The sequence below is a fragment of the Kytococcus schroeteri genome, from assembly GCF_002847825.1.
GTDB lineage: Bacteria > Actinomycetota > Actinomycetes > Actinomycetales > Dermatophilaceae > Kytococcus > Kytococcus schroeteri.
In genome coordinates this window covers 32869-58253 of sequence record NZ_PKIZ01000002.1, presented here as the reverse complement: position 1 = coordinate 58253, position 25385 = coordinate 32869, and the positions used below count along the sequence as shown (strand labels likewise).

27 protein-coding genes and 2 pseudogenes are annotated in these 25385 nt (G+C 71.9%); 21 read left to right on the top strand and 8 right to left on the bottom strand.

What is annotated here, in order from left to right; all coding sequences use genetic code 11:
* A partial coding sequence (gene rho, locus CYJ76_RS01420; protein WP_101849027.1) for a transcription termination factor Rho occupies positions 1–1178 on the top strand: 1178 nt, incomplete at its 5' end.
* A gap of 73 nt (positions 1179–1251) precedes the next feature.
* Here rho and CYJ76_RS01415 read toward each other — a convergent pair.
* A complete protein-coding gene (locus tag CYJ76_RS01415) occupies positions 1252–2478 on the bottom strand; it encodes an SPFH domain-containing protein (RefSeq protein ID WP_070703283.1) in 1227 nt (408 codons plus the stop codon).
* A gap of 32 nt (positions 2479–2510) precedes the next feature.
* The gene (locus tag CYJ76_RS01410; RefSeq protein ID WP_101849026.1) at positions 2511–2966 is read right to left on the bottom strand and encodes an NfeD family protein; all 456 of its coding nucleotides are present in this window, start codon (positions 2964–2966) and stop codon (positions 2511–2513) included.
* Positions 2967–3202: 236 nt separating this feature from the next.
* Between CYJ76_RS01410 and rpmE the strand changes: the two genes are divergently transcribed.
* The 3 genes from rpmE to prmC all read left to right on the top strand — a co-directional run bounded on the left by rpmE (position 3203) and on the right by prmC (position 5478).
* Complete coding sequence (gene rpmE, locus CYJ76_RS01405) at positions 3203–3418, top strand: 50S ribosomal protein L31 (RefSeq protein ID WP_070703281.1); 216 nt, start codon at positions 3203–3205, stop codon at positions 3416–3418.
* 70 nt (positions 3419–3488) lie between these two features.
* Entirely contained in the window at positions 3489–4559 is a 1071-nt protein-coding gene (gene prfA / locus CYJ76_RS01400; protein ID WP_101849025.1) for a peptide chain release factor 1, read from the top strand.
* A gap of 4 nt (positions 4560–4563) precedes the next feature.
* Positions 4564–5478: a peptide chain release factor N(5)-glutamine methyltransferase gene (gene prmC / locus CYJ76_RS01395; RefSeq protein ID WP_238138109.1), complete on the top strand. Its 915-nt coding sequence runs from the start codon at positions 4564–4566 to the stop codon at positions 5476–5478.
* A 9-nt stretch (positions 5479–5487) separates the two neighbouring features.
* Here prmC and CYJ76_RS01390 read toward each other — a convergent pair whose 3' ends face one another.
* The gene (locus tag CYJ76_RS01390) at positions 5488–6183 is read right to left on the bottom strand and encodes a pentapeptide repeat-containing protein (protein ID WP_070703286.1); all 696 of its coding nucleotides are present in this window, start codon (positions 6181–6183) and stop codon (positions 5488–5490) included.
* A gap of 101 nt (positions 6184–6284) precedes the next feature.
* Between CYJ76_RS01390 and CYJ76_RS12625 the strand changes: the two genes are divergently transcribed.
* The 12 genes from CYJ76_RS12625 (at position 6285) to atpD (ending at position 17721) form a co-directional block, all read left to right on the top strand.
* Complete coding sequence (locus CYJ76_RS12625) at positions 6285–7565, top strand: L-threonylcarbamoyladenylate synthase (protein ID WP_202820446.1); 1281 nt, start codon at positions 6285–6287, stop codon at positions 7563–7565.
* Entirely contained in the window at positions 7562–8839 is a 1278-nt protein-coding gene (locus CYJ76_RS01380; RefSeq protein ID WP_070703288.1) for a serine hydroxymethyltransferase, read from the top strand. Before CYJ76_RS12625 ends, CYJ76_RS01380 begins: the two co-directional genes overlap by 4 nt.
* 68 nt (positions 8840–8907) lie before the next feature.
* On the top strand, positions 8908–10014 hold the full coding sequence (locus tag CYJ76_RS01375; RefSeq protein WP_101849024.1) for a glycosyltransferase family 4 protein: 1107 nt from the start codon (positions 8908–8910) through the stop codon (positions 10012–10014).
* On the top strand, positions 10011–10418 hold the full coding sequence (locus CYJ76_RS01370) for a hypothetical protein (protein WP_070703290.1): 408 nt from the start codon (positions 10011–10013) through the stop codon (positions 10416–10418). Before CYJ76_RS01375 ends, CYJ76_RS01370 begins: the two co-directional genes overlap by 4 nt.
* Positions 10411–10674, top strand: coding sequence for a hypothetical protein (locus CYJ76_RS01365; protein WP_070703291.1), 264 nt, complete (start codon positions 10411–10413; stop codon positions 10672–10674). The genes CYJ76_RS01370 and CYJ76_RS01365 overlap by 8 nt, the downstream gene beginning before the upstream one ends.
* A gap of 150 nt (positions 10675–10824) precedes the next feature.
* Positions 10825–11610 carry a F0F1 ATP synthase subunit A gene (gene atpB, locus CYJ76_RS01360; protein ID WP_101849023.1) on the top strand — a complete coding sequence of 262 codons (786 nt, stop codon included), beginning with the start codon at positions 10825–10827 and terminating at the stop codon, positions 11608–11610.
* Positions 11611–11740: 130 nt separating this feature from the next.
* Positions 11741–11953 carry an ATP synthase F0 subunit C gene (locus tag CYJ76_RS01355; protein ID WP_101849022.1) on the top strand — a complete coding sequence of 71 codons (213 nt, stop codon included), beginning with the start codon at positions 11741–11743 and terminating at the stop codon, positions 11951–11953.
* Positions 11954–12033: 80 nt separating this feature from the next.
* Complete coding sequence (locus CYJ76_RS01350; RefSeq protein WP_269148600.1) at positions 12034–12600, top strand: F0F1 ATP synthase subunit B; 567 nt, start codon at positions 12034–12036, stop codon at positions 12598–12600.
* Positions 12600–13415, top strand: a complete 816-nt coding sequence (locus CYJ76_RS01345) for a F0F1 ATP synthase subunit delta (RefSeq protein WP_101849020.1) — start codon at positions 12600–12602, stop codon at positions 13413–13415. Before CYJ76_RS01350 ends, CYJ76_RS01345 begins: the two co-directional genes overlap by 1 nt.
* 79 nt (positions 13416–13494) lie before the next feature.
* Positions 13495–15144, top strand: coding sequence for a F0F1 ATP synthase subunit alpha (gene atpA / locus CYJ76_RS01340; RefSeq protein WP_070703294.1), 1650 nt, complete (start codon positions 13495–13497; stop codon positions 15142–15144).
* Between the two features lie 152 nt (positions 15145–15296).
* Entirely contained in the window at positions 15297–16223 is a 927-nt protein-coding gene (locus tag CYJ76_RS01335; protein WP_070703295.1) for a F0F1 ATP synthase subunit gamma, read from the top strand.
* Between the two features lie 34 nt (positions 16224–16257).
* Positions 16258–17721 (top strand): F0F1 ATP synthase subunit beta, encoded by a 1464-nt coding sequence (gene atpD / locus CYJ76_RS01330; protein ID WP_070703296.1) that lies wholly within the window; start codon positions 16258–16260, stop codon positions 17719–17721.
* Between the two features lie 97 nt (positions 17722–17818).
* On the opposite strand, the gene CYJ76_RS01325 is transcribed toward atpD, so the two are convergent.
* Positions 17819–18526: a 2OG-Fe(II) oxygenase gene (locus CYJ76_RS01325; protein WP_070703297.1), complete on the bottom strand. Its 708-nt coding sequence runs from the start codon at positions 18524–18526 to the stop codon at positions 17819–17821.
* 61 nt (positions 18527–18587) lie between these two features.
* Here CYJ76_RS01325 and CYJ76_RS01320 point away from each other — a divergent pair, with 61 nt between their 5' ends.
* The 3 genes from CYJ76_RS01320 (at position 18588) to CYJ76_RS01310 (ending at position 20717) form a co-directional block, all read left to right on the top strand.
* The gene (locus CYJ76_RS01320) at positions 18588–19925 is read left to right on the top strand and encodes a uracil-xanthine permease family protein (RefSeq protein WP_101849019.1); all 1338 of its coding nucleotides are present in this window, start codon (positions 18588–18590) and stop codon (positions 19923–19925) included.
* Positions 19926–19993: 68 nt separating this feature from the next.
* Positions 19994–20263, top strand: coding sequence for a F0F1 ATP synthase subunit epsilon (locus tag CYJ76_RS01315; RefSeq protein WP_070703306.1), 270 nt, complete (start codon positions 19994–19996; stop codon positions 20261–20263).
* A gap of 7 nt (positions 20264–20270) precedes the next feature.
* Entirely contained in the window at positions 20271–20717 is a 447-nt protein-coding gene (locus CYJ76_RS01310) for a DUF2550 family protein (RefSeq protein WP_070703299.1), read from the top strand.
* On the opposite strand, the gene CYJ76_RS01305 is transcribed toward CYJ76_RS01310, so the two are convergent.
* The 4 genes and pseudogenes from CYJ76_RS01305 to CYJ76_RS01290 all read right to left on the bottom strand — a co-directional run.
* On the bottom strand, positions 20693–21325 hold the full coding sequence (locus CYJ76_RS01305) for a cob(I)yrinic acid a,c-diamide adenosyltransferase (protein ID WP_101849018.1): 633 nt from the start codon (positions 21323–21325) through the stop codon (positions 20693–20695). The genes CYJ76_RS01310 and CYJ76_RS01305 overlap by 25 nt on opposite strands.
* 46 nt (positions 21326–21371) lie before the next feature.
* The gene (gene nucS / locus CYJ76_RS01300; protein ID WP_101849017.1) at positions 21372–22067 is read right to left on the bottom strand and encodes an endonuclease NucS; all 696 of its coding nucleotides are present in this window, start codon (positions 22065–22067) and stop codon (positions 21372–21374) included.
* 60 nt (positions 22068–22127) lie between these two features.
* A pseudogene (locus tag CYJ76_RS01295) lies at positions 22128–22526 on the bottom strand (dihydroxy-acid dehydratase); the annotation flags it as partial.
* 269 nt (positions 22527–22795) lie between these two features.
* Positions 22796–23182: pseudogene (locus tag CYJ76_RS01290) on the bottom strand (thiamine pyrophosphate-binding protein); the annotation flags it as partial.
* A 210-nt stretch (positions 23183–23392) separates the two neighbouring features.
* On the opposite strand from CYJ76_RS01290, the gene CYJ76_RS01285 reads away from it, so the two are divergent.
* Positions 23393–25072, top strand: coding sequence for a 3-hydroxyacyl-CoA dehydrogenase NAD-binding domain-containing protein (locus tag CYJ76_RS01285; RefSeq protein ID WP_070703303.1), 1680 nt, complete (start codon positions 23393–23395; stop codon positions 25070–25072).
* Between the two features lie 9 nt (positions 25073–25081).
* Positions 25082–25384 (top strand): hypothetical protein, encoded by a 303-nt coding sequence (locus CYJ76_RS01280; RefSeq protein ID WP_238138108.1) that lies wholly within the window; start codon positions 25082–25084, stop codon positions 25382–25384.
* The last annotated feature ends 1 nt before the right edge of the window (position 25385 follow it).

Genomic DNA, 25385 nt, shown 5'->3' with positions numbered 1-25385 from the left:
TCGCGGGCATCCTGGACGTCTTCGACTCGTACGGCTTCGTGCGCACGACCGGTTACCTGCCGGGCCCGAGCGACATCTACGTGCCGCAGCAGATGATCAAGCGCCACGGTCTGCGCAAGGGTGACGCCGTGGTGGGCCGCATCAAGCCGCGCCACGACCTCGACGACGACATGTCGATGCCGGCGCCGCAGCAGGGCCGCCGCAACCAGAAGGCGAACAAGAACAAGTTCAACGCCCTGGTGAAGGTCGACCAGGTGAACGGCATGTCCCCCGAGGACGCCAAGCGCCGCGTCGAGTTCGGCAAGCTCACCCCGCTCTACCCGCAGCAGCGGATGCGCCTGGAGGCCGGGCAGAAGAACTACACCAACCGGGTCATCGACCTGGTGGCGCCGATCGGCAAGGGCCAGCGCGGCCTCATCGTGGCACCGCCGAAGGCCGGAAAGACCATGATCCTGCAGTCGATCGCCAACGCGATCACGCAGAACAACCCCGAGGTGCACCTCATGATCGTCCTGGTGGACGAGCGCCCCGAGGAGGTCACCGACATGCAGCGCACGGTCAAGGGTGAGGTCATCGCCTCCACCTTCGACCGCCCGGCCGACGACCACACCACCGTGGCCGAGCTGGCCATCGAGCGCGCCAAGCGCCTCGTGGAGATGGGCCAGGACGTCGTGGTGCTGCTGGACTCCATCACCCGTCTGGGCCGCGCCTACAACATCGCGGCGCCGGCCTCCGGCCGCATCCTGTCCGGTGGTGTGGACTCCAGCGCGCTGTACCCGCCGAAGCGCTTCTTCGGTGCCGCTCGCAACATCGAGAACGGTGGCTCGCTCACCATCCTCGCCACCGCCCTGGTGGAGACCGGCTCCAAGATGGACGAGGTGATCTTCGAGGAGTTCAAGGGCACGGGAAACATGGAGCTGCGCCTCTCGCGCCAGCTGGCCGACCGTCGCGTCTTCCCGGCCGTCGACGTCAACGCCTCGGGCACCCGCAAGGAGGAGATCCTCCTCAACGCCGAGGAGCTCAAGGTGGTCTGGAAGCTGCGCCGCGTGCTCGCCGCGCTGGACACCCAGGCCGCGATGGAGCTGCTCCTGGACCGCATGAAGAAGACCACCGGCAACGGCGAGTTCCTCATGCAGGTGCAGCAGACCTCCTCGATCAAGCTCGACGACGAGGACTGAGCGCCCGGCGCACGCAGTGCAGAGAGCCCCTCACCGGTGATCCGGTGAGGGGCTCTCTGGTGTGGGGGAGGCGTCAGCCGCGCGGGAACCCGTCGGTCGGGTCCTCCGGCTGCACCTCACCGCTGGGGACGTCGTCCCGCATCGGCGAGTTTTGCTGCGGCACCTGCTGCGTGGTGTCCAGGCCCGGGTTGCTCTGCACCGGCGAGCCGCCGGCCGGGGTGGAGCCCCCCAGGCCGCCCATGCCGGCCGCCGAACCGCGGCGCTGGCTGGTGGAGTCCGCGGCCTCGTCGGTGGCCCCCGCCGCCTCGGCGCGGGCCTTGCGCAGCGCCTCGGCCGGGTCCTCCAGGGTGGCCTCCTCGATGTCGAGGTGCATGGCCTCGCCCTTGACGTTCTCCTGCAGGTGGGCCGACGCGCCGTCCAGGGCGCCCTGGCCGCCCAGGATGCCGCCCACGCCCTTGAGGGCGTCGGTGATCTCGCTGGGGAAGAAGAACATCTTGTTGGCGTCGCCCTCGGCGATCTTGGGCAGCGCCTGCAGGTACTGGTAGGCGAAGACCTTGCTGTCCGGGTTGCCGCGGTGGATGGCGTCGAACACCTGCATCACGGCGCGGGACTCACCCTGCGCGCGCAGCACCGCGGCCTGCGCGTCACCCTCGGCGGTGAGGATGGCGGCCTGCTTCTCACCCTCGGCCGTGAGGATCTGCGACTGCTTGACACCCTCGGCGTTGAGGATGGCCGCACGACGGTCGCGCTCGGCGCGCATCTGCTTCTCCATCGAGTCCTGCACGCTGGGCGGCGGGTCGATGGCCTTGAGCTCCACGCGGTTGACGCGGATGCCCCAGCGGCCGGTGGCCTCGTCGAGCACGCCGCGCAGGCGACCGTTGATCTGGTCGCGACTGGTCAGCGTCTGCTCGAGGTCGAGCGAACCGATGACGTTGCGCAACGTGGTGACGGTGAGCTGCTCGATACCCGAGATGTAGTTGGCGATCTCGTAGGTGGCGGCCTTGGGGTCGGTCACCTGGAAGTAGATGACCGTGTCGATGGAGACCACCAGGTTGTCGCTGGTGATCACCGGCTGCGGCGGGAAGCTCACGACCTGCTCACGCAGGTCGACCGTGGCGCGCGGCTTGTCGATGAACGGGATGAGCAGGTTGAGGCCGGCGTCCAGCGTCTTGCTGTAGCGGCCCAGGCGCTCGACGATGACGGCGGTCGCCTGCGGCACGATCTTGATGGATCGCACCAGCACGACGACCACGAACAGCAGCAGCAGCACGAGTACCACTGCGGTGATGGCTTCGGGCACGTCTCCTCCTCGGGGACTGTGGGTCGGACGGGTCAGGCAGGGAGGCGCTCGATGCGCGCGGTGGCTCCGTCGATGCGGGCGATGCGGACGCGCTCGCCGACGGCGAAGGTCTCACCGTCCCACTGGGGGCGGGCGCTCCAGATCTCTCCGTGGAGCTTCACCGTGCCGGCCAGCTCCGTGACCGGCTCCGCCACGAGGGCGTCGCGACCGGTCAGGGCGGCGGCGTTGGTGACGGCCAGCGGGGTGCTCTCCTCCAGGCGGCGGCGCAGCACGGGGCGCACGAAGAAGAGCAGCACCAGGGCGCTGAGGCAGAACAGCACGAACTGCCCGGTGAGGTTCAGGCCCAGAGCAGCGGCCACCATGGCCACCAGGGCGCCCGCCGCCAGCATCAGGAACATGAAGTCGAGCGTGAGCATCTCGATCGCTCCGAGGGCGAGGGCGGCGCCCAGCCACCAGAGCCACTGGGAATCGCGCAGGAAGTCGAACATGGGTGAACTGTAGGACGCATCACCACCGAGGGGGCATGGCACCGAGGGGGGACGGGGGAGGGGTGGCCGGGTGGCCCGTCCCACCCGCGTCGGAGGCGGTTTGCCAGCGGGCTGACGGCGCTGGCAGAATGCTCCGTTGCGTCCGGTTCACGTCAGGCCCCGATCGGGGAACGCGGCGTCCCGTCCACACGGGCACGCGGACGACCCGGACATCCCCATCCAGCGAGGAGAGACCCATGCGCAAGGACATTCACCCCGCGTATGACACCACCGAGGTCGTGTGCACCTGTGGCGCCACCTTCACCACCCGCAGCACCGCCGCGAACGGCCGCATGAACGTGGACGTCTGCAGCCAGTGCCACCCCTTCTACACCGGCAAGCAGAAGATCCTGGACACCGGTGGTCGCGTGGCGCGCTTCCAGCAGCGCTACGGCAACAAGGCCGGCAACTGAGACTTCTGGTCATGGCCGGGGTTCCCCACGGGGGCCCCGGCCATCATCATGTCCGGATGAGGGAGGCCCGATGAGCGACGCCCTGCAGGAGGCCCTGGTCGAGCACGCCCGGCTGGAGGCGCTCATGGCCGACCCCGAGGTGGTGTCGGACCCGACGCGCCTGCGCGCCACCGCGCGGCAGTACAGCGCCCTGGAGCCGGTGGTGCGGGCCGCCGGACGGGTGGGGCAGGCCGAGCAGGACCTCGCCGCCGCCCGGGAGCTGGCCGCGGAGGACCCCGAGTTCGCGGCCGAGGCCGAGGCGCTGGCCGCGGAACTCGAGGAGGCCCGGACGGCGCTGACCCGCGCGCTGCTCCCGCGGGACCCGGACGACGACCGGGACGTGATCCTGGAGGTGAAGGCCGGCGAGGGAGGCGCCGAGTCCGCGCTCTTCGCCGGCGAGGTGGTGCGCATGTACCTGCGGCACGCCGAGCGGGAGGGGTGGTCGGCCACGGTGGCCGAGTCGACCGCCTCGGACCTGGGCGGGGTGAAGGACGCGCGCGTGGTGGTCCGCGCCGGGTCGGCCCCGGCCGGACGGATGCCCTGGTCGCGGTTGAAGTTCGAGGGCGGGGTGCACCGCGTGCAGCGGGTGCCGGTGACCGAGTCGCAGGGACGCATCCATACCTCGGCCATCGGGGTGCTGGTGCTGCCCGAGGTGGAGGACCCGGCCGAGGTGGAGATCTCCCCGAACGACCTGAAGATCGACGTCTTCCGCAGCTCGGGGCCGGGTGGCCAGAGCGTCAACACCACCGACTCCGCCGTGCGGATCACCCACCTGCCCACGGGTGTGGTGGTGACCTGCCAGAACGAGAAGTCGCAACTGCAGAACAAGGAGGCCGCCCTGCGGGTGCTGGCCTCCCGACTGCGCCGGGCGGCCATGGAGGAGGCCGCGGCGGAGGCGAGCGAGGCGCGGCGGGCGCAGGTGCGCACCGTGGACCGCAGCGAGCGGGTGCGCACGTACAACTTCCCCGAGAGCCGGGTGAGTGACCACCGCAGTGGGTACAAGGCGCACAACCTGCCCGCGGTGCTGGACGGGGACCTGGGGGCGGTCATCGACTCGCTCGTGGCCGACCACGAGGCCCGTCTGCTGGCCGGGGAGGGCTGAGGGCGTGGCGACGGTGGAGCTCACCGCCCTGCTGTGCTCGGCGACGCAGCGGCTGGCCGAGGCCGGCTGCTCCAGCCCGGCCCCCGATGCGGCGGCGTTGCTGGGCCACGCGGTGGGGTGCGACCCCGCCGAGGTGCACCGGAGGGCCCTGCTGGGGCACGCGGTGGACGCGGACGGCCCGGAGGTGGCCGCGCTGGAGGACGGCGTGGCACGGCGGGCCGCCCGTGAACCGCTGCAGCACGTGCTCGGGTACGCCTGGTTCGCCGGGGCGCGCCTGACCGTGGGGCCGGGGGTGTTCGTGCCGCGCCCGGAGACCGAGCTGCTCGTCGAGCGGGCCGGCGAGATCCTCGCCAGCAGGGGTGAGGGTCGAGTGCAGGTCGAGCTGGTGGACCTCTGCACCGGGAGCGGGGCCGTGGTGCTGGGCGTGGCGGCGGCGGTGGAGCGCCGTCGTCAGGCGGGGGAGCGCCTGCCGGAGCTGGTGCTCCGGGCGGTGGAGATCGACCACCGTGCCGCGGAGTACGCCGAGCGCAACATTGAGTCCACGGGGATGACCGTCGACCTCAGGGTGAGTGATGCCCGCGTGGAGTTCGCCGATCGCGAGGGCCAGGTGGACCTCGTGGTGTCCAACCCGCCGTACGTGCCCGACGGGGCCGTGCCGGACGACCCCGAGGTAGCCGACCACGATCCCGAGCGCGCCCTGTACGGCGGGTCGCCGGACGGGCTCGCGGTGCCGCTGCAGCTCGCCCGCCACGCGGCGACGCTGCTGCGCCCGGGCGGGTGGCTCCTCATGGAGCACGACGACACCCAGGGGGAGTCCCTGCCGCGGCTGCTCGGCGAGCTGGGGTACGTGGACGTGGTTGACCACCGCGATCTCGCGGGACGGCCCCGCTTCGTGGAAGGGCGCTGGCCGGGGCGGTGAGCCCGGGCCTCAGGCCTCCTGCACCACCACGCCGAGCTGCGCCCCGGCCAGCCGGGCCAGCTGGGCCGGGGTCACCACCGCGCCGGTGAGCTGCTCCAGGGGCAGGTCCTCGGGGAGGCCCGCTCCCCGCAGGTCCGCGCCGGCCAGGTCCGCCCCCTCCAGCTGGGCGCCGAGGAGATCGCACCCGTCGAAGGTGGCACCGCGGAGCACGGCCCGGGCGAGGACCGCCTCGGTGAGCCGGGTGCCCCCGAACGTGTTGCCCTCCAGCTGGGCGCCGGTGAGGTCGGCCGCGAAGGCCGTCCCGCCCGCCAGGGTGAAGCCGAGGCCCCGTGTGGCCGACAGGCGGGTACCGCTCAGCCGGCAGCCGTCGAGGACCGCGCCGGAGAGGAGGGCCTGCTCGAACGAGGCGTGGGCGAGGTCCACCCCCTCGAAGCGGGCGTCGCACAGGTCGGCGGAGTCCCACCGGGTGGCGTCCCACCGGCCGCCCAGGACGCGCAGGCCGTCCGCGGTGGCGTGGTCGAGCCGGCACCCGGTGGCGGTGCAGTCCCGCAGGACGAGGCCGCTCAGCTCGGTGCCGCGCAGGTCGAGCTCCGGCAGCGTGCAGCGCTCGAGGATGACCCCCTCGAGGGCTGCGTGGCGCACGTTCTGCTCCGAGAGGGTCCGGTCGGCCCAGGTGGTGGGTGCGGGGGTGGGCTGGTCGGGCACAGGGACTCCCGGGGAGCAGGGGCAGGTCACGGTGAGCCTAGGGCCGCTGGCGGGGTGCGGGGCGTGAAAGACTGCACCGACCGCACCCCAGGAGGACAGGCATGAGCCCGGTGTTCGACTGCACCGAACCCACCGACGAGCAGCGCGACGAGGCCTTCGACGCGGCGCAGGAGGCGCTCGCGGAGGGTCGCGTCGTCGTGCTCCCCACCGACACCGTCTACGGCGTGGCCGCCGACCCCTTCCACGCCGAGGGCGTGCCGAACGTGCTCGCAGCCAAGCAGCGCGGGGCGGACAAGCCGCCGCCGGTGATGGTGCCCAGCATCCGCACCGTGGACGGCCTGGCCACCTCGCTGCAGCCCTACGTGCGGAGGCTGCTCAGCGAGTGCTGGCCCGGCCCGCTCACCGTGGTGGTGCAGGCCCAGCCCTCCCTGCAGTGGGACCTCGGGGCCACCAACGGCACCGTGGCGCTGCGCATGCCTGACCACGACCTGGCGCTGCGCCTGCTCTCGCGCACCGGTCCGCTCGCGGTGACCAGCGCCAACGTCACCGGTCAGCCGGCCGCCACCACCGTGCTCGAGGCGGCCACGCAGCTGGGCTCGGCCGTGCAGGTGTACCTGGACGGCGGGCCCACCCCCGGCAACCGCCCGTCGACCATCCTCGACTGCACCCGTCCCAGCCCGGTGATCCTGCGCATGGGGGCCCTCTCCGTGGAGCGTCTCGAGGAGGTGCTCGGCGAGGAGGTGCACCTGCGCCTCTCGCCCGCGGAGCCCGAGCCCGCGGCGGACCGCGAGGCCCTGGAGAAGGAGCTCAGGGCCGCCGGCCGGTCCACCGAGGCGCCGGCCGCCGCCTCCGACGGGGCCGTGCCGCACGACCTCACCGAGGCCCCGGTGGAGGACCCGGCCGACGTGCCCCTCATCGACGACGAGGACGAGGAGGCCGGCCGCCGCGAGGAGGCCGAGCAGGAGGCGTGGCTCGCCCGGCTGGAGGAGCAGGAGACGCAGGCCGTGCCGGTCCACCACCCCCTGACGGCTGGCCCCGAGGAGTCTCCGGTGGCGGCGGCCGGGGCGCCGACCGGCCCGGCCCCCAGAGGTGCCACCAGCCTGCGGATGTCCCAGGCCCACGAACTGCCGCCCGAGCCCCCGTCGGAGGAGGTCGTGGAGGACGACGGCGTGGCCCAGGCCCACGAGCCGACGGCCTCGACGCTGCGCACGGTCGCCGTGCCGGTGGACCGGGAGTTCGACGTGGTCGAAGTGGACGCCGAGGGACACGAGGTGCACGACGCCCCGACGCGTAGGCTGCGCAGTGGCCGTGCCCACGAGGCGGGCCCCTCCGCCGACGCCCCGTCGGCCACCCCCGTCAACGACGACAGGAGCACACGATGAGCCAGCCCCCCTTCTTCGGCCCTGACTACACGATGCTGGAGCAGCAGGACCCGGAGATCGCCGCGATCCTGCTCTCGGAACTGGAGCGTCAGCGCACGGGCATCCAGCTCATCGCCAGTGAGAACCAGACCAGCCCCGCGGTGCTCACCGCGCTGGGCTCGACCCTGTCGAACAAGTACGCCGAGGGCTACGCCGGTCGTCGCTACTACGGTGGCTGCGCCGAGGTGGACAAGGCCGAGAACCTGGCCATCGCCCGTGCCAAGGAGCTCTTCGGCGCCGACCACGCCAACGTGCAGCCCCACTCGGGCGCCTCGGCCAACCAGGCCGTCTACGGCGCGTTCGCCAAGCCCGGCGACACCATCCTGGCGATGAGCCTGGACCACGGCGGCCACCTCACCCACGGGTTCAAGGTGAGCTTCTCCGGCAAGTGGTTCAACGCCGTGCACTACGGCGTGAGCGCCGAGACCGAGCACATCGACTACGACGAGGTGGAGCGCCTGGCCAAGGAGCACCGCCCCAAGATCATCCTCGCCGGTGGCTCGGCCATCCCGCGCCTCATCGACTTCGAGCGCTTCCGCGCCATCGCCGATGAGGTCGGGGCGATCTTCTGGGTGGACGCCGCCCACTTCATCGGCCTGGTGGCCGGTGGCGTGATCCCCTCGCCGGTGCCGCACGCCGACGTCGTCTCCTTCACCACGCACAAGGTGCTGCGCGGCCCGCGCGGCGGCGCCATCGTGTGCAAGGAGGAGCACGCCTCGAAGATCGACAAGGCCGTCTTCCCGATGATGCAGGGCGGCCCGCTCATGCACGCCGTGGCCGCCAAGGCCGTGAACTTCCACGAGTGCCTGCAGCCGGCGTACAAGGAGTACGCGGCCAAGGTCGTGGAGAACAGCAAGACGCTGGCCGCCGCCCTGGGCGAGCACGGCCTGCGCCCGATCTCCGGTGGCACCGACACCCACCTCTCGCTGCACGACCTGCGCGAGCTGGGCGTCTCGGGCAAGGACGCCGAGGCCCGCTGCGACGCGGCCGGCCTGGTGCTCAACAAGAACACCATCCCCTTCGACCCGGCCCCGCCGATGCTGGCCTCCGGCGTGCGCGTGGGCACCCCCGCCGTGACGACCCAGGGCATGGGCGTCGAGCAGATGCAGACCATCGCCGACCTCATCGCGAAGGCCGTCACGCAGGGCGAGGGTGAGCCCGAGGGCGCCGTCTCCCGCGAGATCCGCGCCCAGGTCGACCAGCTGACCGAGCAGTTCCCCGCCTACCCCCGCTGAGCACCCGCCGGCCGCCACCCCCCCGTGGCGGCCGGCTGCTCGCGTCCTGCCCCGAGGAGGTACCCACCGTGCGTGAGTACCTCCTCGTCATGCTCGTGGCCGGGGTCGTCACCTTCTGGCTGACCCCCCTGGTGCGCTGGTTCGCGGTGCGGGCCGGTGCCATCACGCCGGTGCGCGGGCGCGACGTGCACGCGGTGCCCAAGCCGCGCCTGGGGGGCCTGGCGATGCTGGCCGGGCTCTTCGGGGCCACGCTGGTGGCCTCGCGCCTGCCCTACCTCAGCCAGATCTTCGCCGACACGCAGATGTACGGCGTGCTCGCGGCCGCGGTGGTGGTGTCCGCCCTTGGTGCGGCCGACGACCGCTGGGACCTCCACTGGGCGCTCAAGCTCGGCGGGCAGGTGGCCGCGGCCGTGGTGATGGCCGCCCAAGGCGTCTCCCTGATCAGCCTGCCGATCCAGGGCTACACGATCCTGCCCGGGCCGGTCTCGCTGGCGCTCACCATCCTGCTCGTGGTGGCCACGATGAACGCGGTGAACTTCGTGGACGGGCTGGACGGCCTGGCCGCCGGCATGGTCGGCATCGCCGCCGCGGCCTTCTTCGTCTGGAGCTACGAGCTCTCGCACACCTATGACCCGCCCAACGTGTTCAGCACCGCCACCTTCATCACCGCGGTGCTCATGGGCGTGACGGCCGGGTTCCTGCCGCACAACTTCCACCCCTCCCGCCTCTTCATGGGTGATGCCGGGTCGCTGCTGCTGGGGCTGCTCATGGCCGCGGCCACCATCTCGCTGACCGGCACCGTGGACCCGGCCGCGGTGGGTGTGGCCTCCCGGACGGCCGCGGTCGTGCTGCCGCTGGCCCTGCCGGTGGCCGTGGTCGCGATCCCCCTGGTGGACATGCTGCTGGCCGTGGTGCGCCGCACCCGGGCTGGCCGCAAGCCGTGGGACGCCGACGCCCGCCACCTGCACCACCAGCTCCTGCGGCTGGGGCACAGCCACCGCTCGGCCGTGCTCACGATGTACCTGTGGGCCGCCACGCTGGCCGGGGGAGTGCTCTCGTTCAACTACCTGCCCGAGTGGGCCGGGCTGGTGCTGCTCGTCTCGCTCGGGGTGCTCGCCGCGCTGGTGACCTGGGTGGTGCCGCGCCGCGTGGCCCCGGAAGGAGACCCTTCGTGAACCGCTCCCCGTGGGGCCGCATGCTCGTGCACGGCCCGCTGGGCTCCCTGCTCGTCCTCGCGGTCTCGGTGCCCGTGGCGCTGTGGACCCGGGGCCCGGGTGCCGCCGTGACCGCCGCCGGGGTGTGCGTGGTGACCGCGCTCGTGCTCACCACGGGGCTGCTCATGGTCCGGTACGTGCTCGACGGGGCGCCGGCGCTCGTGGTGCCGATGGCGCTACTCGTCTTCCTGCTGCAGGTGGCCGTCTTCGCCGCCGCGGTCTTCCTCGTGCCGTGGCCGGACGGCTTCGTCTTCTCGCTGGTGGGCGGCATCGCGGTGCTGGCCTGGCAGGCCGGTGTGGTGCACGGCTTCGTCACCGGGCGACACGCCATGACGGTGGAGCCGTACGGGGGCGGCCGTGGCTGACTACAAGGGCCCCTGGGTGGGGGACGACGAGCCGGACGACCCGTGGGAGAAGGAGGCCTGGCGCGGCGGCAGCGCGCGCGGTGCCGACCTCGGTGCAGCGGTGCTGGGCACCCTGCTCACCGGCATCCTCGTGTTCGCCGGGCTGGGGTGGTTGCTGGCCGAGCTGACGGGGTGGCGCTGGGTGGTCCCGGTCGCCACGCTGGTCGGCGTGGGGCTGTCCTTGTACGTGCTGATCCTCAGGTACAGTGACGCCTGACACGGCGACGTCCCGCTGTGCCCACCCGCCCTTGTTCGCCGGTTTCCGGCGTGGATGCAGGTGGGTGGCGGCTGAAGGAACGCCGACTGACCCCGTGCCCCGCGGCACGCGATCGGGGTCGGACCCCCAGACCCCGTGGAGGAGTAGCACGTGAGCCACGCACCGGCCATGCTCGCAAAGGTGGATTTCCACTCGCCGAGCACCAACGACTTCTGGCTCCCCCTGTTCGAGGTGGGCGGTTACGCCTTCACCCGCCAGATGCTCGTGGTCATGCTCGTGACCGCCGCGCTGTGTGCCTGGATGATGTGGGCGGCCAAGCGTGCCGCCGTCGTGCCGTCCAAGGGCATGTTCGTCACGGAGGGCATCTACGACTTCGTGCGCAACGGCATCGCCCGTGACCTCATCGGCGGTGAGAAGTTCAAGCCGTTCGTGCCGCTGCTCTTCTCGCTCTTCGTCTTCATCCTGCTCAACAACCTCATGGGCGTGCTGCCCCCGGTGCAGATGCCGACGATGGCCTCCATCGCCTTCCCGGTGGTGCTGACGCTCATCGTCTACGTCGTCTACCACATCGTGGGCATCCGCAAGCACGGCTTCGGCGGCTACCTCAAGACCTTCGTGCCGTCGGGCCTGCCCAAGGTCATCGTGCCGGTGGTCTTCTTCCTGGAGTTCGTCTCCAAGACCATCACCCAGCCGCTGACGCTCGCGCTGCGACTCTTCGGCAACATGCTCGCCGGCCACATGGCCCTGGTGCTGTTCATCATGGGTGGCTGGTTCCTGGTGAACTCCGGTCCGCTGCTGGCCATCGCCGGTGCCGGCTCGTGGATCATGGGTCTGGCGATGACCTTCTTCGAGATCCTCATCCAGTGCCTGCAGGCCTACGTCTTCACCCTGCTGTCGGCCAGCTACATCGGCGCCTCGCTCTCCGAGGACCACTGACCGGCCGACGCCGGTCCCGGCGGGGAGCACCCCGCCCCCTGAACTTCCTGTCGTACAACTGAAGAGCACCACCCCCTGAACCCCGCCCCACGTGGAAGGACCGCGTGGGACACAAGGAAAGAGGAACACCATGGAAGCAGGCTCGCTGAACCTCGTCGGTTACGGTCTCGCCACCATCGGCCCGGCCATCGCCGTCGGTCTGATCTTCGCCGCCTACATCAACGGTGTGGCGCGTCAGCCCGAGTCCCGCTCGCTCCTGCAGCCGATCGCCATCCTTGGTATGGCCATCGCCGAGGCGCTGGCCATCCTGGGCTTCGTGCTGACCTTCATCCTCCCCATCTGACGGATCCGCGTCATCACGCGTGACCACCCCGGTGGCACGCACCCCCTGTCGAATCCGTTGAAGGAGACACCGTGCACAACCTGAGTGTGCTGGCCGAGGGTGGGGAGCACGCAGGCCGTACCGGCATGGACGCGCTCATCCCCTACCTGCCGGAGCTCATCTTCGGTCTCATCGCCATCGGCATCGTCTACTTCGTGGCCAGCAAGTTCTTCGTGCCGGCCATGGAGAAGGCCTACGCCGAGCGCCGTGACGCCATCGAGGGCGGCATGGCCCGGGCCGAGCAGGCCGAGGCCGAGGCCAAGGCAGCCCAGCAGAAGTACGAGTCGCAGCTCGCCGAGGCGCGTGCGGAGGCCAACGCCATCCGTGAGAAGGCCCGTGAGGAGGGCGACGCCATCCGTGCGGAGAAGCGTCAGCTCGCCGACGCGGAGGCCGCCCGGGTCCTGGAGACCGCCCAGAAGCAGATCGCTTCGGAGCGCCAGCAGGCCCAGGTGCAGCTGCGCGGTGAGGTCGGCCGCCTGTCGACCGACCTGGCCGGCCGCATCGTCGGTGAGTCCCTGCAGGACGAGGCCCGCCAGAAGGGTCTCGTGGACCGCTTCCTGGCCGAGCTCGAGTCCGGCAAGGCCACCGTCACCACGAAGGCCCGCTGATGCAGGGCACCTCCATCGGCGCCTACGCCGCCTCGCGCGACGCCCTCGAGCAGCAGCTCGGTGGCGGGGCGCAGGGCATGGACCTGGCCGACCAGCTCTTCGGCGCCGCCGAGGTGCTGGGCGACAGCGGGCAGCTGCGCCGCGCGCTGACCGACCCCACCCGCGCGGGTGAGGACCGGGCGCGGCTGGCGGAGAAGGTGTTCGCCTCGGCGACCGAGCCCGCCCGCCGGGTGCTGGTGGCCGCCGCGGGACAGCGCTGGCGCTCCGAGGGCGACCTCGGGGAGGCCGTCATCCGCCTGGGTGTCGAGTCCGTCCTGGGCTCCGCCGAGCGGACCGGTTCCGCCCAGCGGGTCGCCGACGAGCTGTTCTCCGTGCAGGAGACGTTCACCGGGGACACCCAGTTGCGCGCCGCCCTCACCGACCGCCGCGTCGGCCGCGGGGCCAAGCGCGAGCTCGTCCAGCGCCTGCTGGGCGGCAAGGTGGCCCCGGAGACGCTGCGCCTGGTGGAGCAGTCCGTGGCGGGGGCCAAGTCCCTGCGCTTCGACCTGGCGCTGCGCGCCTACCGGGAGATCGCGGCGGCCCGCGCCGCGCGACTCATCGCGGTGGCCCACACGGCCGTCCCGCTGACCACCGACCAGCAGGAGCGCCTGCGCTCCGCGCTGGCCACGCAGTACGGCCGCGAGATCACGCTGAACACCGTCATCGACCCGGACGTCGTCGGTGGCGTCCGCGTCGAGGTGGCCGACGACGTGATCGACGGCACCGTCTCGCGCCGACTGGCCGAGGCCCGCGACGGGATGGTCGGGCGCGTCTGAGCGCCCGCGGTTCCCGAACCCCCCAAACACCGGCCGAGACACTGACCCGGGCCCACGAGCGGCCCACCAAGGAGAGATCATGACGGAGCTGTCGATCCGTCCCGAGGAGATCCGGGACGCGCTGGACTCGTTCGTCCAGTCGTACGAGCCCCAGGCTGCCGCCAGCCAGGAGGTGGGCCGCGTGGTCGATGCCGGTGACGGCATCGCGCACGTGGAGGGCCTGCCCTCGGCGATGACCAACGAGCTGCTGAAGTTCGCCGACGGCACGCTGGGCCTGGCGCTGAACCTCGACGTGCACGAGATCGGTGTGGTCGTCCTGGGCGACTTCGCCGGCATCGAGGAGGGCATGGAGGTGCACCGCACCGGCGAGGTCCTCTCGGTCCCGGTGGGCGACGCCTTCCTCGGCCGCGTGGTGAACCCGCTGGGCGAGCCGATCGACGGCCTGGGCGAGATCCAGTCCGAGGGCCGTCGCGCCCTCGAGCTGCAGGCGCCCACCGTGGTGCAGCGCAAGTCCGTGCACGAGCCCATGCAGACCGGCATCAAGGCCGTGGACTCGATGGTGCCGATCGGCCGTGGCCAGCGTCAGCTGATCATCGGTGACCGCCAGACCGGCAAGACCACGGTCGCGGTGGACACCATCCTGAACCAGCGCCGCAACTGGGAGTCCGGCGACGTCAACCAGCAGGTGCGCTGCATCTACGTGGCGATCGGCCAGAAGGGCTCCACCATCGCGGAGGTGCGTCGCACCCTCGAGGAGAACGGCGCCCTGGAGTACACGACCATCGTCGCCGCCCCGGCGTCCGACGCGGCCGGCTTCAAGTACCTGGCCCCGTACACCGGCTCGGCCATCGGCCAGCACTGGATGTACGACGGCAAGCACGTGCTCATCGTGTTCGACGACCTGAGCAAGCAGGCCGAGGCCTACCGCGCCGTGTCGCTGCTGCTGCGCCGCCCGCCGGGCCGCGAGGCCTACCCGGGTGACGTGTTCTACCTGCACAGCCGCCTGCTGGAGCGCTGCGCCAAGCTGAGCGACGACATGGGTGCGGGCTCGATGACCGGTCTGCCGATCATCGAGACGAAGGCCGGCGACATCTCGGCCTACATCCCCACCAACGTCATCTCCATCACCGACGGCCAGATCTTCCTGGAGTCCGACCTCTTCAACTCGGGTGTCCGCCCCGCCATCAACGTGGGTGTGTCGGTGTCCCGAGTCGGTGGTGCGGCCCAGATCAAGGCCATGAAGTCGGTCTCCGGTCGACTGCGCACCGACCTCGCGCAGTTCCGTGAGATGGAGGCCTTCGCCATGTTCGCCTCGGACCTCGACGCGGCCTCCAAGGCCCAGCTGGCCCGTGGTTCGCGCATGGTGGAGCTGCTCAAGCAGCCGCAGTCCTCGCCGATGAACGTCGAGGAGCAGGTGGCGGTCGTCTGGGCCGGCACCAACGGCCACCTGGACGACATCGAGGTGGAGGACGTGCGTCGCTTCGAGGCCGAGTACCTCGACTTCCTGCGCCGCGAGCACTCCGGGCTGTTCTCCTCCATCGTCGAGAGCGGCAAGCTCTCCGACGAGGGCGAGGCCGAGCTCGAGAGCTCCATCGCCGAGTTCAAGCGCCAGTTCCAGGGTTCGGCGAGCACGGGCATCCAGCCCGGTTCTGACGAGCTCGAGGAGAACACCCCCGAGCTGGAGGACGGCGACGTCACCCAGGAGCGGATCGTCAAGACCAAGCGCTGAGTGGGTGCCGGGGAGGGCGCACGCCCTCCCCGGCCCACCAGCCGCGTCCCTCACCGGGGCGCCCCGGGAGACCGGGACCGGCCGCCGGACGGCCACCCCGCCACGGCGGGACACCAGAACGTGCACTGACCACCACCGGAAGGCGGAACGACATGGCAGCGGGGCAGCGGGAGTACCGCCAACGCATCAAGTCCGTCAAGGCCACCAAGAAGATCACCAAGGCGATGGAGCTGATCGCGGCCTCCCGGGTGATCAAGGCGCGCACGCGGGTCGAGGAGACCTCGCCGTACGCCCGCGCCCTGACGCGCGCGGTCTCGGCCGTGGCGACCAACTCCACCGAGGACCACCCCCTCACCACCGAGCGTGCGGAGCCGAAGCGCGCCGCCGTCGTGGTGATCACCTCCGACCGCGGTCTGGCGGGTGCCTACCCGTCCGCGCCGCTGAAGTTCTCCGACCGCCTGGTCGAGGAGCTGCGCAACGAGCACCGCCTCGAGGTGGCCCCCTACCTCGTGGGTCGCAAGGCGGAGGGCTACTACCGCTTCCGCAACCGCGACTGGGCGCGCAACTGGGCCGGCTTCTCCGACGCCCCGACCGTGGAGGCGGCCCGCGAGATCGCCGACGCGATCATCGAGGCCTTCCTGAAGCCCACCGAGGAGGGCGGCGTGGACGAGGTGCACGTGGTGTACACGCGCTTCGTCAACATGGTGACCCAGGAGGTCACCGCCGCCCGCCTGCTCCCGCTGGAGGTCGTCGAGGGTGACGAGGTCACCGCCGACGCCGCCGGGGTCGCGCAGGACGACTCGGGGCTCACGCCGGAGTACGACTTCGAGCCGAGCGCGGAAAAGGTGCTGGACGCCCTGCTGCCGCAGTACGTGTCCTCGCGCATCTACAACATGCTGCTGCAGTCCGCCGCCTCCGAGCTGGCGGCCCGGCAGCGCGCCATGAAGTCCGCGACGGACAACGCCGAGGACCTCATCAAGGACTACACGCGACTGGCCAACCAGGCGCGTCAGGCCGACATCACGCAGGAAATCAGCGAGATCGTGGGAGGCGCTGCCGCCCTCGCCGACGCCAAGTGACCGAGCAGTGACGGACAAGAAGGAAACGGATCACATGAACGCCACCATTGCCGCGGAGAACACCTCCGCCACCCAGCAGGCCGGCGGTGTCGGACGTCTGGCTCGGATCATCGGGCCGGTCGTCGACGTCGAGTTCCCGCCGGACGCGGTGCCCGCCATCTACAACCTCCTGAAGGTCGACGTCGAGCTCGACGGTGAGACCAAGACGCTGAACCTCGAGGTCGCCCAGAACATCGGTGACAACCTGGTCCGCGCCATCTCGCTGCAGCCGACCGACGGCCTGGTGCGCGGCGCCGAGGTCAAGGACACCGGCGGCCCCATCAGCGTGCCGGTGGGTGAGGTCACCCTGGGCAAGGTCTTCAACGCCACCGGTGAGTGCCTCAACCTGGAGCCGGGCGAGCAGCTCGAGGTCTCCGAGCGCTGGGGCATCCACCGCCCCGCCCCGGACTTCGACAAGCTGGAGTCCAAGACCCAGATGTTCGAGACCGGCATCAAGGTCATCGACCTGCTGACCCCCTACGTGCAGGGTGGGAAGATCGGCCTGTTCGGTGGCGCCGGCGTGGGCAAGACGGTGCTCATCCAGGAGATGATCGCCCGTGTGGCCCGCGACCACGGTGGTGTGTCGGTGTTCGCCGGTGTGGGCGAGCGCACCCGTGAGGGCAACGACCTCATGGTCGAGATGGAGGAGGCCGGCGTCCTCGGCCAGACCGCCCTGGTCTTCGGCCAGATGGACGAGCCGCCGGGCACGCGTCTGCGCGTCGCCCTCTCGGCCCTGACCATGGCCGAGTACTTCCGCGACGTGAAGAAGCAGGACGTGCTGCTCTTCATCGACAACATCTTCCGCTTCACCCAGGCCGGTTCCGAGGTCTCCACGCTGCTGGGCCGCATGCCCTCGGCCGTGGGCTACCAGCCGACCCTGGCCGACGAGATGGGTGTGCTCCAGGAGCGCATCACCTCGACCCGTGGTCACTCGATCACCTCCATGCAGGCGATCTACGTGCCGGCCGACGACTACACCGACCCGGCCCCGGCGACCACCTTCGCCCACCTCGACGCCACGACCGAGCTCTCCCGCCCGATCGCGTCGATGGGTATCTACCCGGCCGTGGACCCGCTGACCTCCACCAGCCGCATCCTGGACCCGCGCTACATCGCGAAGGACCACTACGAGACCGCGGTCCGGATCAAGTCGATCCTGCAGAAGTACAAGGAGCTGCAGGACATCATCGCGATCCTGGGTATCGACGAGCTCTCCGAGGAGGACAAGATCCTCGTCGGTCGTGCCCGCCGCATCCAGCGCTTCCTCTCGCAGAACACCTACGTGGCCAAGCAGTTCACCGGCATCGAGGGTTCGACCGTGCCGCTGGCCGAGACCATCGAGGCGTTCACCAAGATCGCCGACGGTGAGTACGACCACGTGCCGGAGCAGGCATTCTTCATGTGCGGTGGCCTCGACGACGTCGAGCGCCAGGCCCACGAGCTGGAGAAGAACAGCTGACCAGCACCCGCTGACGGCGAAGGCCCCCACCGATCCGGTGGGGGCCTTCCTCGTGGGGGAGGGGCGGGCCCGCGGGGGACGGGCCCGGCCCGGTGGCTCACTTGCGGTGGAAGAGGAACCAGCTGGTGGCGATGTACTTGTCGCCGCCCTTGGGCATGTTGCCGCGGTGGGTGTGGGTGAACGCGGCGGGCGCGATGAGCAGAGCGCCCTTGCGGGGCTCCACGAGGTGGCCCTGGTAGAGGAACTCCGTGCCGCCCTCGTCGAAGGTGTCGTTGAGGTAGACGGTCCACAGGCAGTGGCGGTGCAGCGCCTCGTGCGTGGAGTCGGTGGGCATGGTCTCGCAGTGCCAGTAGGGGTAGCCGCCCTCGTCGGCGGTGTAGCGCTGCACGTTGATGCCGCCGGGGCGCAGCGCCGTGCCGGCCATCTGGATGACGTCGCGGTCGCTCATGGCGCGCACCTCCTCGGGGGTGATGCGCGTGGTGGTGCCGTCCGGGGTGGTGCGCTGGAACATCATCGGCGCCAGGAGGGTGTGCGGGTAGGTGCGCACGTACTCCACGAGGCAGCGGCTGGCGGCGGCCACGAGCTCGGCCTCGATCTCGCGCCACTCCGGCTTGTCCGAGATGAAGACGTCCACGGACCTCTTCATGGTGGGGTCCACGCCGCCGCCGGTGCGGCCGGGGCCCTGGGCCTTGCTCTCCTCGAACGCCTCGATGATGCGGTCGCAGAGCTCGGGGGAGAGGGCGTCGGGGTAGACCTCGATGAAGTCGCGCCCCACGGAGTCGTCGGTGTGCTGGCTCGTCGTCATGGGGCCTATCGTGACACCGCCCACACACGCGACACGCGCGGCCCCGCGCGAAGGAGCACGCATGACCGCAGCTGGCACCGGCTTCTGGGCCCTCCACGGCGACGGACGCACCATCGCCCCCGACGGCGTGGTGCGTCCCCGGGAGCGCCTCAGCTGGCCGCGGACCGTCGGCGTGGGGGCCCAGCACGTGGTGGCCATGTTCGGTGCCACCTTCCTCGTGCCGCTGCTCACCGGGTTCCCGCCCTCCACCACGCTCTTCTTCTCCGGCGTGGGCACGCTGCTCTTCCTGGTGCTCACCGGCGGGCGCATCCCGAGCTACCTCGGCTCGTCCTTCGCCTTCATCGCGCCGCTGGGGGCCGCCACCGCCGCGCACGGGCACGCCGGGGCGCTCGGCGGCGTGGTGCTCACCGGTCTGGCGATGGTGGTCGTGGGCCTCGTGGTGCAGGTGGCCGGTCACGCGTGGATCGGGCGGCTCATGCCGCCGCTGGTGACCGGTGCCATCGTGGCGCTCATCGGCCTCAACCTGGCGCCGGCGGCCAAGGCGAACTTCATGACCTCCCCGGTGACCGCCCTGGTCACGCTGCTGGCCGTGGTGCTGGCCACGGTGGCCCTGCGCGGGCTGCTGGGGCGCCTGGCGATCCTGCTGGGCGTGGCCGTCGGCTACGTGGTGGCCCTGGTGCGCGGCGAGGTGGACCTGCAGCCGGCCCACGACGCGGCGTGGTTCGGCCTGCCGGGGTTCACCAGCCCGACCTTCCACCCCTCGGTGCTGGCGCTCTTCGTGCCGGTGGTGCTGGTGCTCGTGGCCGAGAACGTGGGCCACGTGAAGTCCGTGGCCGCGATGACCGACCAGGACCTGGACCCGCTCATGGGCCGGGCGCTGGTGGCCGACGGGCTGGCCACCACCCTGGCCGGTTCCGGCGGCGGGTCGGGCACCACCACCTACGCCGAGAACATCGGCGTCATGGCCGCCACGCGCGTGTACTCCACGGCGGCCTACCTGGTAGCCGGCCTGGCCGCGGTGCTGCTGAGCCTCTCGCCCAAGGTGGGCGCCCTCATCGCCACCGTGCCGGCGGGCGTGCTGGGCGGGGTGTCCACGGTGCTCTACGGCATGATCGGCGTGCTCGGGGTGCGCATCTGGATGGAGAACCGGGTGGACTTCTCCCACCCGATCAACCTCACCACCGCCGGGGCCGCGCTGGTGATCGGCATCGCGGACTTCACGTGGCGCTTCGGGCAGGTGACCTTCGCCGGCATCGCGCTGGGCACGGCCGCCGCGCTGGTGGTCTTCCACCTCATGCGGTGGGTGAACTCCCTGACCGGTGCCATGACCGACCCGCTGCTGCCGATGGGGCACCCCACGGGCGCCGCCGACACGGGCCGCGGCACGCCCTCGCCCTGAGGCCGGAGCACGCTGTGGTTCCGCGTACGATGGGCCACCTCACACCCCCGACCTTCCAGGAGAACCCGGTGAGCCACCTGACCGTTGACCTCGTTGCCGCCGACCGCCAGGTGTGGAGTGGCGAGGCCACCATGGTGACCGCGCGCACGACCGAGGGCGAGCTCGGCATCATGCCGGGCCACACCCCGCTGCTGGGCGCGCTGGTGTCCGGTGCGGTGGGCATCCACACCACCTCGGGCAAGGAGGAGGTCACCATCGACACCGGCTTCCTCTCCGTGGACGGCGACCGGGTCACCGTGGTGGCCGAGAAGGTCGACGCGAGCTCCCTGACCGCCTGACCCGCCGGTGGGGTCCACCCTCCGCACGGCCGAGGCCGTCGTCCTCGCCGTCGTCCTGGCGGCGCTGCTCTGGCTGCTCTTCAGCTGGTGGCGCCGCATCCGCATCAGCGGGGGGCAGTACACCGCCCTGTGCCGCGTGCGCGCCGCCGGGACCACCCGCCCGGCCATCGTGCGTCTGGGCCCGCGGGCCGTCGAGTTCCACTCCCTGTGGGGTGCCGGTACGCGCCCCTTCGCGGCGCTGCGCCGCACCACGGTGGAGATCCAGTGGCTCGACGAGCAGACTCCCGTGGCCGGTTCGCGGTGGGTGCGGCTGACCGGTGAGGCCGCCCCGCGCGGGCCCCGGGTCCCGTCGGGGGAGGGCATCGACGTCGTGCTCTCACCGGGAGCGGGCCGCGCGCTGCGCGCCTGGCAGGAGACCCTGCCCCCGGGTCACTCCTTCTCGACGGACCTCTGAGAGCGGCCCCCACCGGGCTGCCAGAGCACGTCGCCCTCGGGGCCCGCGGCGCTGCGCGCCAGGATGAACAGCAGGTCCGAGAGCCGGTTGAGGTACTGGCCGGGCAGCCGCGACACGCCCCCCGTGCCCTTGGGTGCCCCCTCGGCGGCGGGCACGTCACCGTGCATCGCCACCGCCGTCCACGCCGCCCGCTCGGCACGGCGCACCACGGTGCGTGCCACGTGCAGGTGCGCCGCCAGCGGACCGCCGCCGGGCAGGATGAAGCTCCGCAGCGCGGGCAGGCCCTCGTTGAAGCGGTCGCAGTCGGCCTCGAGGTCGTCGACCCACTCCTGGGTCACGCGCAGCGGCTCGTACTCGTAGCGGGCCCGCAGCGGCAGGGAGAGGTCGGCCCCCACGTCGAAGAGCTCGTTCTGGACCCGGCGCAGCACGGCGGCCACCTCGGGGTGCTCGGCGGTGTGCAGCATCGCGATGCCCAGGGCCGCGTTCGCCTCGTCGGTGTCGGCGTAGGCCACCAGCCGCGGGTCGTCCTTGGAGGTGCGGCCGAAGTCGCCCAGTCCGGTCGTGCCGTCGTCGCCGGTGCGGGTGTAGATGCGCGTGAGGTTGACCATGGGGCCAGCCTGTCACCCGCCGGGGGTGGTCGGCGGCGCGGGGCGCTCAGAACAGGCGGCCCTCGGCGTCGTCCAACCCGCGCAGGGCGTCGTAGTCCAGGGTCACGCAGCGGATGCCGCGGTCCTCGGCCAGGGTGCGGGCCTGGGGGCGGATCACCTGGGCGGCGAACACGCCCTCGACCGGGGCCAGATGGGGGTCGCGGTTGAGCAGCTCGAGATAGCGGGTGAGCTGCTCCACGCCGTCGATGCCGCCGCGGCGCTTGATCTCCACGGCCACCGTGCGCCCGTGGGAGTCCTTGCACAGCAGGTCCACCGGGCCGATGGGGGTCATCCACTCGCGGCGCACCAGGCTCCAGCCCTCGCCCAGGGTGGTGACGTGCTCGGCGAGCAGCTCCTGCAGCTGGGCCTCCACGCCGTCCTTGACCAGCCCGGGGTCCACGCCGAGCTCGTGGCTGACGTCCTCGAGCACCTCGTGGAGGTGGATGACCAGCTGGTCGCCGCTCTTGCGGTGGCGCACGGTCCAGACGCGCTCCACACCCTCCTCGGCGAGCTCCTCGGAGGGCTCGGTCTCCACGAGCGTGCACGGCGGGGTCATCCAGTTGAGCGGCTTGTAGGAGCCGCCGTCGGAGTGCACGAGCACCGAGCCGTCGGCCTTCACCACCAGCAGGCGGGTGGCCAGCGGGAGGTGGGCCGTGAGGGCTCCGGTGTAGTCGACCTGGCAGCGGGCGATGACGAGACGCACGCGCGGCACCCTACGCCAGCAGGGGCCGCGCGTGCGTCGCGCGAAGTGGTCGGGAGCGCCTCAGTGGGTCACGGCGCCCACGGAGGCCGACCGGACGAGGCGGGAGTACTTGGCCAGCACGCCCCGCCGGGCCCGCGCGGGTGGCTCGGGGGCCTCCCACGCGGCGCGGCGGCGCTCCAGCTCCGCCTCGTCGACCTCGAGGTCGAGGGCGCCGGCGGCCACGTCCAGCACGATGCCGTCGCCGTCCTGCACCAGCGCCACCGGCCCGCCGTCGACCGCCTCGGGGGCCACGTGCCCCACGCACAGGCCGGTGGTGCCGCCGGAGAAGGGGCCGTCGGTCACCAGCAGCACGTCCTTGCCGAGACCGGCGCCCTTGATGGCCCCGGTGATGGCGAGCATCTCGCGCATCCCCGGGCCGCCGCGGGGCCCTTCCTGGCGGATGACCACCACGTCGCCGGCCGAGGGGGGGGAGGGGGAACCGAGAACCCGGGGAGCGTCAGGCGCTCGCGGTCGGGGCGGGCCGGGCCGGCCAGGGCGTCCTTGGTGACGTCCACCAGCACCGGGCCGGGGCGGCCGGAGGCGGCCAGCTCGAAGGCGCTGGCGATGGTGGGGCCGATCTCGTCGGGGTCGGTGACCAGGAAGGAGTGCTTGGTGACCGGCATCGTGATGGAGCGGATGTCCGTCTCCTGGAAGGCGTCGGTGCCCATCGAGCCCGCGGGGACGTTGCCGGTGATGGCCACGACCGGCACCGAGTCCATCGCCGCGTCGGCCAGCGGGGTGACGAGGTTGGTGGCAACCGGGCCGGAGGTGGCCAGAAAGACGCCCACCTTGCCGGTGGAGACCGCGTAGCCGGTGGCCGCGTGTCCGGCCGCCTGCTCGTGGCGCACCAGCACGTGGCGCAGCCGGCGCGAGGAGTGCAGCGCGTCGTAGAGCGGCAGCACGGCCCCACCGGGGAGTCCGAAGAGGTGCTCCACCCCCAGTCGCTCGAGCGTGGCGACGAGCACCTCGGCGCCGGTGCGGGGCGGCGTGGCGGTGGTTCCGGGGGCCGGCCGGTGGCGGTCCGGGGGGGTCGGTGCGGTGGTCGGGTCGGCGGTGGAGGTGCTCTGCGGGGTCATGGCGTCCTCGGGGTGGGTGCTTTCGGGTAACAAAAAAACCCCCGGACCCGGAACTTCGGGTGCACGAGGGTGGGGACGCGTCGCGTCGAGTGGTCAGGTCGTGGCGCGTTCCTGCATGAGAATGACGAACTGGATGTTCTGCATGGGCCCCACCTGCGGCATGGAGCGGCAAAGGTCAACAGGTTCGGGCGACGTGGGAGAGTGAGCCCCATGACACGGATCGCATCGGTGGGAGTCGTCGGCCTGGGCACCATGGGGGCCGGCATCGTGGAGGTCTTCGCGCGCGGTGGCGTGCGCGTGGTGGGCGTGGAGATGACGCCCGAGCTCGCAGAGCGGGGCCGGGGGCTGCTGGAGGCCTCCACCGCCCGCGCCGTCCAGAAGGGCAAGCTCGACGTGGCCGGGCAGCAGGCCCTGCTCGAGGCGGTGACCTTCTCCAGCGACCTGGCGGACCTGGCCCAGGTGGACCTCGTGGTGGAGGCCGTGCCCGAGCGGATGGACATCAAGCACGAGGTCTTCGGCCGCCTCGACGAGGTCACGAGGCCCGAGGCGATCCTGGCCACCAACACCTCGAGCCTCTCGGTCACCGAGATCGCCGCCGGCACGCAGCGCCGTGACCGCGTGGTGGGCATGCACTTCTTCAACCCGGCCCCGGTGCAGAAGCTCGTGGAGGTGGTGCACACCCCGGTGACCGACCCGGCCGCCGTCGAGGCCGTGGCCGAGTTGGCCACCCGGCTGGGCAAGCAGCCGGTGGTCGTGGCCGACCGGGCCGGCTTCGTGGCCAACCACCTCCTCTACGGCTACATGAACCGTGCCGGCCAGCTGTACTTCGACGGCGCCGTGGACGCGGCCGACCTGGACACCGCCATGCACGTGGGGGCGGGCTTGCCGATGGGGCCGCTGACCCTCATGGACCTCGTGGGCCTGGACGTCTGCGCCGGCATCGGCGGGGTCATCCACTCGCTCACGCACAAGCACATGCATGCCCCCAGCTACGAGCTGGCCACGATGGTGCAGGCCGGCCTGCTGGGCCGCAAGAGCGGCGCGGGCTTCCACCCCTACTCGGCGGAGGCCCGTCAGGCCGCGGCGGCGCGGGCGCAGGAGCCGGCGGCGCCGCGCGAGGTGACCGTGGTGGGCGTCATCGGCGCCGGCGAGGAGGCCGACGAGCTGGCCGAGGCGCTCGCGGGCACCGGGCGCGAGGTGGTCCGCATCGAGGAGGCCGGGGCCGACCTGGGCGCGCTGTCCGGTGCGCAGGTGGTCTTCGAGGCCGCCGAGGTGGTGGACCCGCTCGAGGAGGACTGGGACGAGGCCGAGCCCGAGGAGCTCGAGGCCGCCTTCATCGAGCTGGACGCGCTCTTCCTGGAGCTCGGACGCGTGCTGCCGGCCGACGCCGTGGTCGTCTCGCTGACGGCCGACACGACGCTGGACCTGGCCGCCACCAGCGGCCGCCACGCCGATGCGCTGCGGGCCGTGCTGCACGAGGCCACGGGGTACGGGCGGCTGCTGGAGCTGGGCCGCACCACCACGACCTCCCGCGAGGCCGAGGCCACGGTGCGCGCGCTGGCGCAGGAGGCGGGGCTCACCGCGGTGGTGGTGCGCGACCAGCCCGGTCTGGTGGTGGAGTCGCTGCTGGTGCCCTTCCTCAACGAGGCCGTGCTCATGGCCCAGTCCGGGTACGCCAGCCCGGAGGACATCGACACCGCCATGGTGGCCGGGTGCGGCTACCCGATGGGGCCGTTCGGCTACATCGACCAGCTGGGGGCCGACCACGTGCTCGACGTGCAGTCCGGGCTCTTCGGCGCCACGCAGGACCCGGGCCTGGCGCCCGCCGCAGCCCTGGTGGACGCCGCCGTGCTCGACCTGCCGCTGCGCGACGCCACCCCGCGCGCCTGAGGACGCGCGATGGGGAAGGCCCGTCGACGAGGCGGTGCCCGCGGCAGTGCCCGCGGGCGCCGCGCGCCGTCCGTGCCGAGCCCGGTGGGCGGCGGCCTGCGGCACACGCCCGACCGCACCGAGCTCCGCGGCGGGCGGGAGTTCCTCGTGCGCACCCTGCACGGCAACGCCGAGGGCCGGGTGTACCGCTGCCCGGGCTGCCACCACGAGGTGCCCTCCTCGCAGCCGCACCTCGTGGTGTGGCCGAACGACGGGATGCTCGGGGTGGAGGAGCGGCGCCACTGGCACACCCGGTGCTGGGCGATGGGCTGAA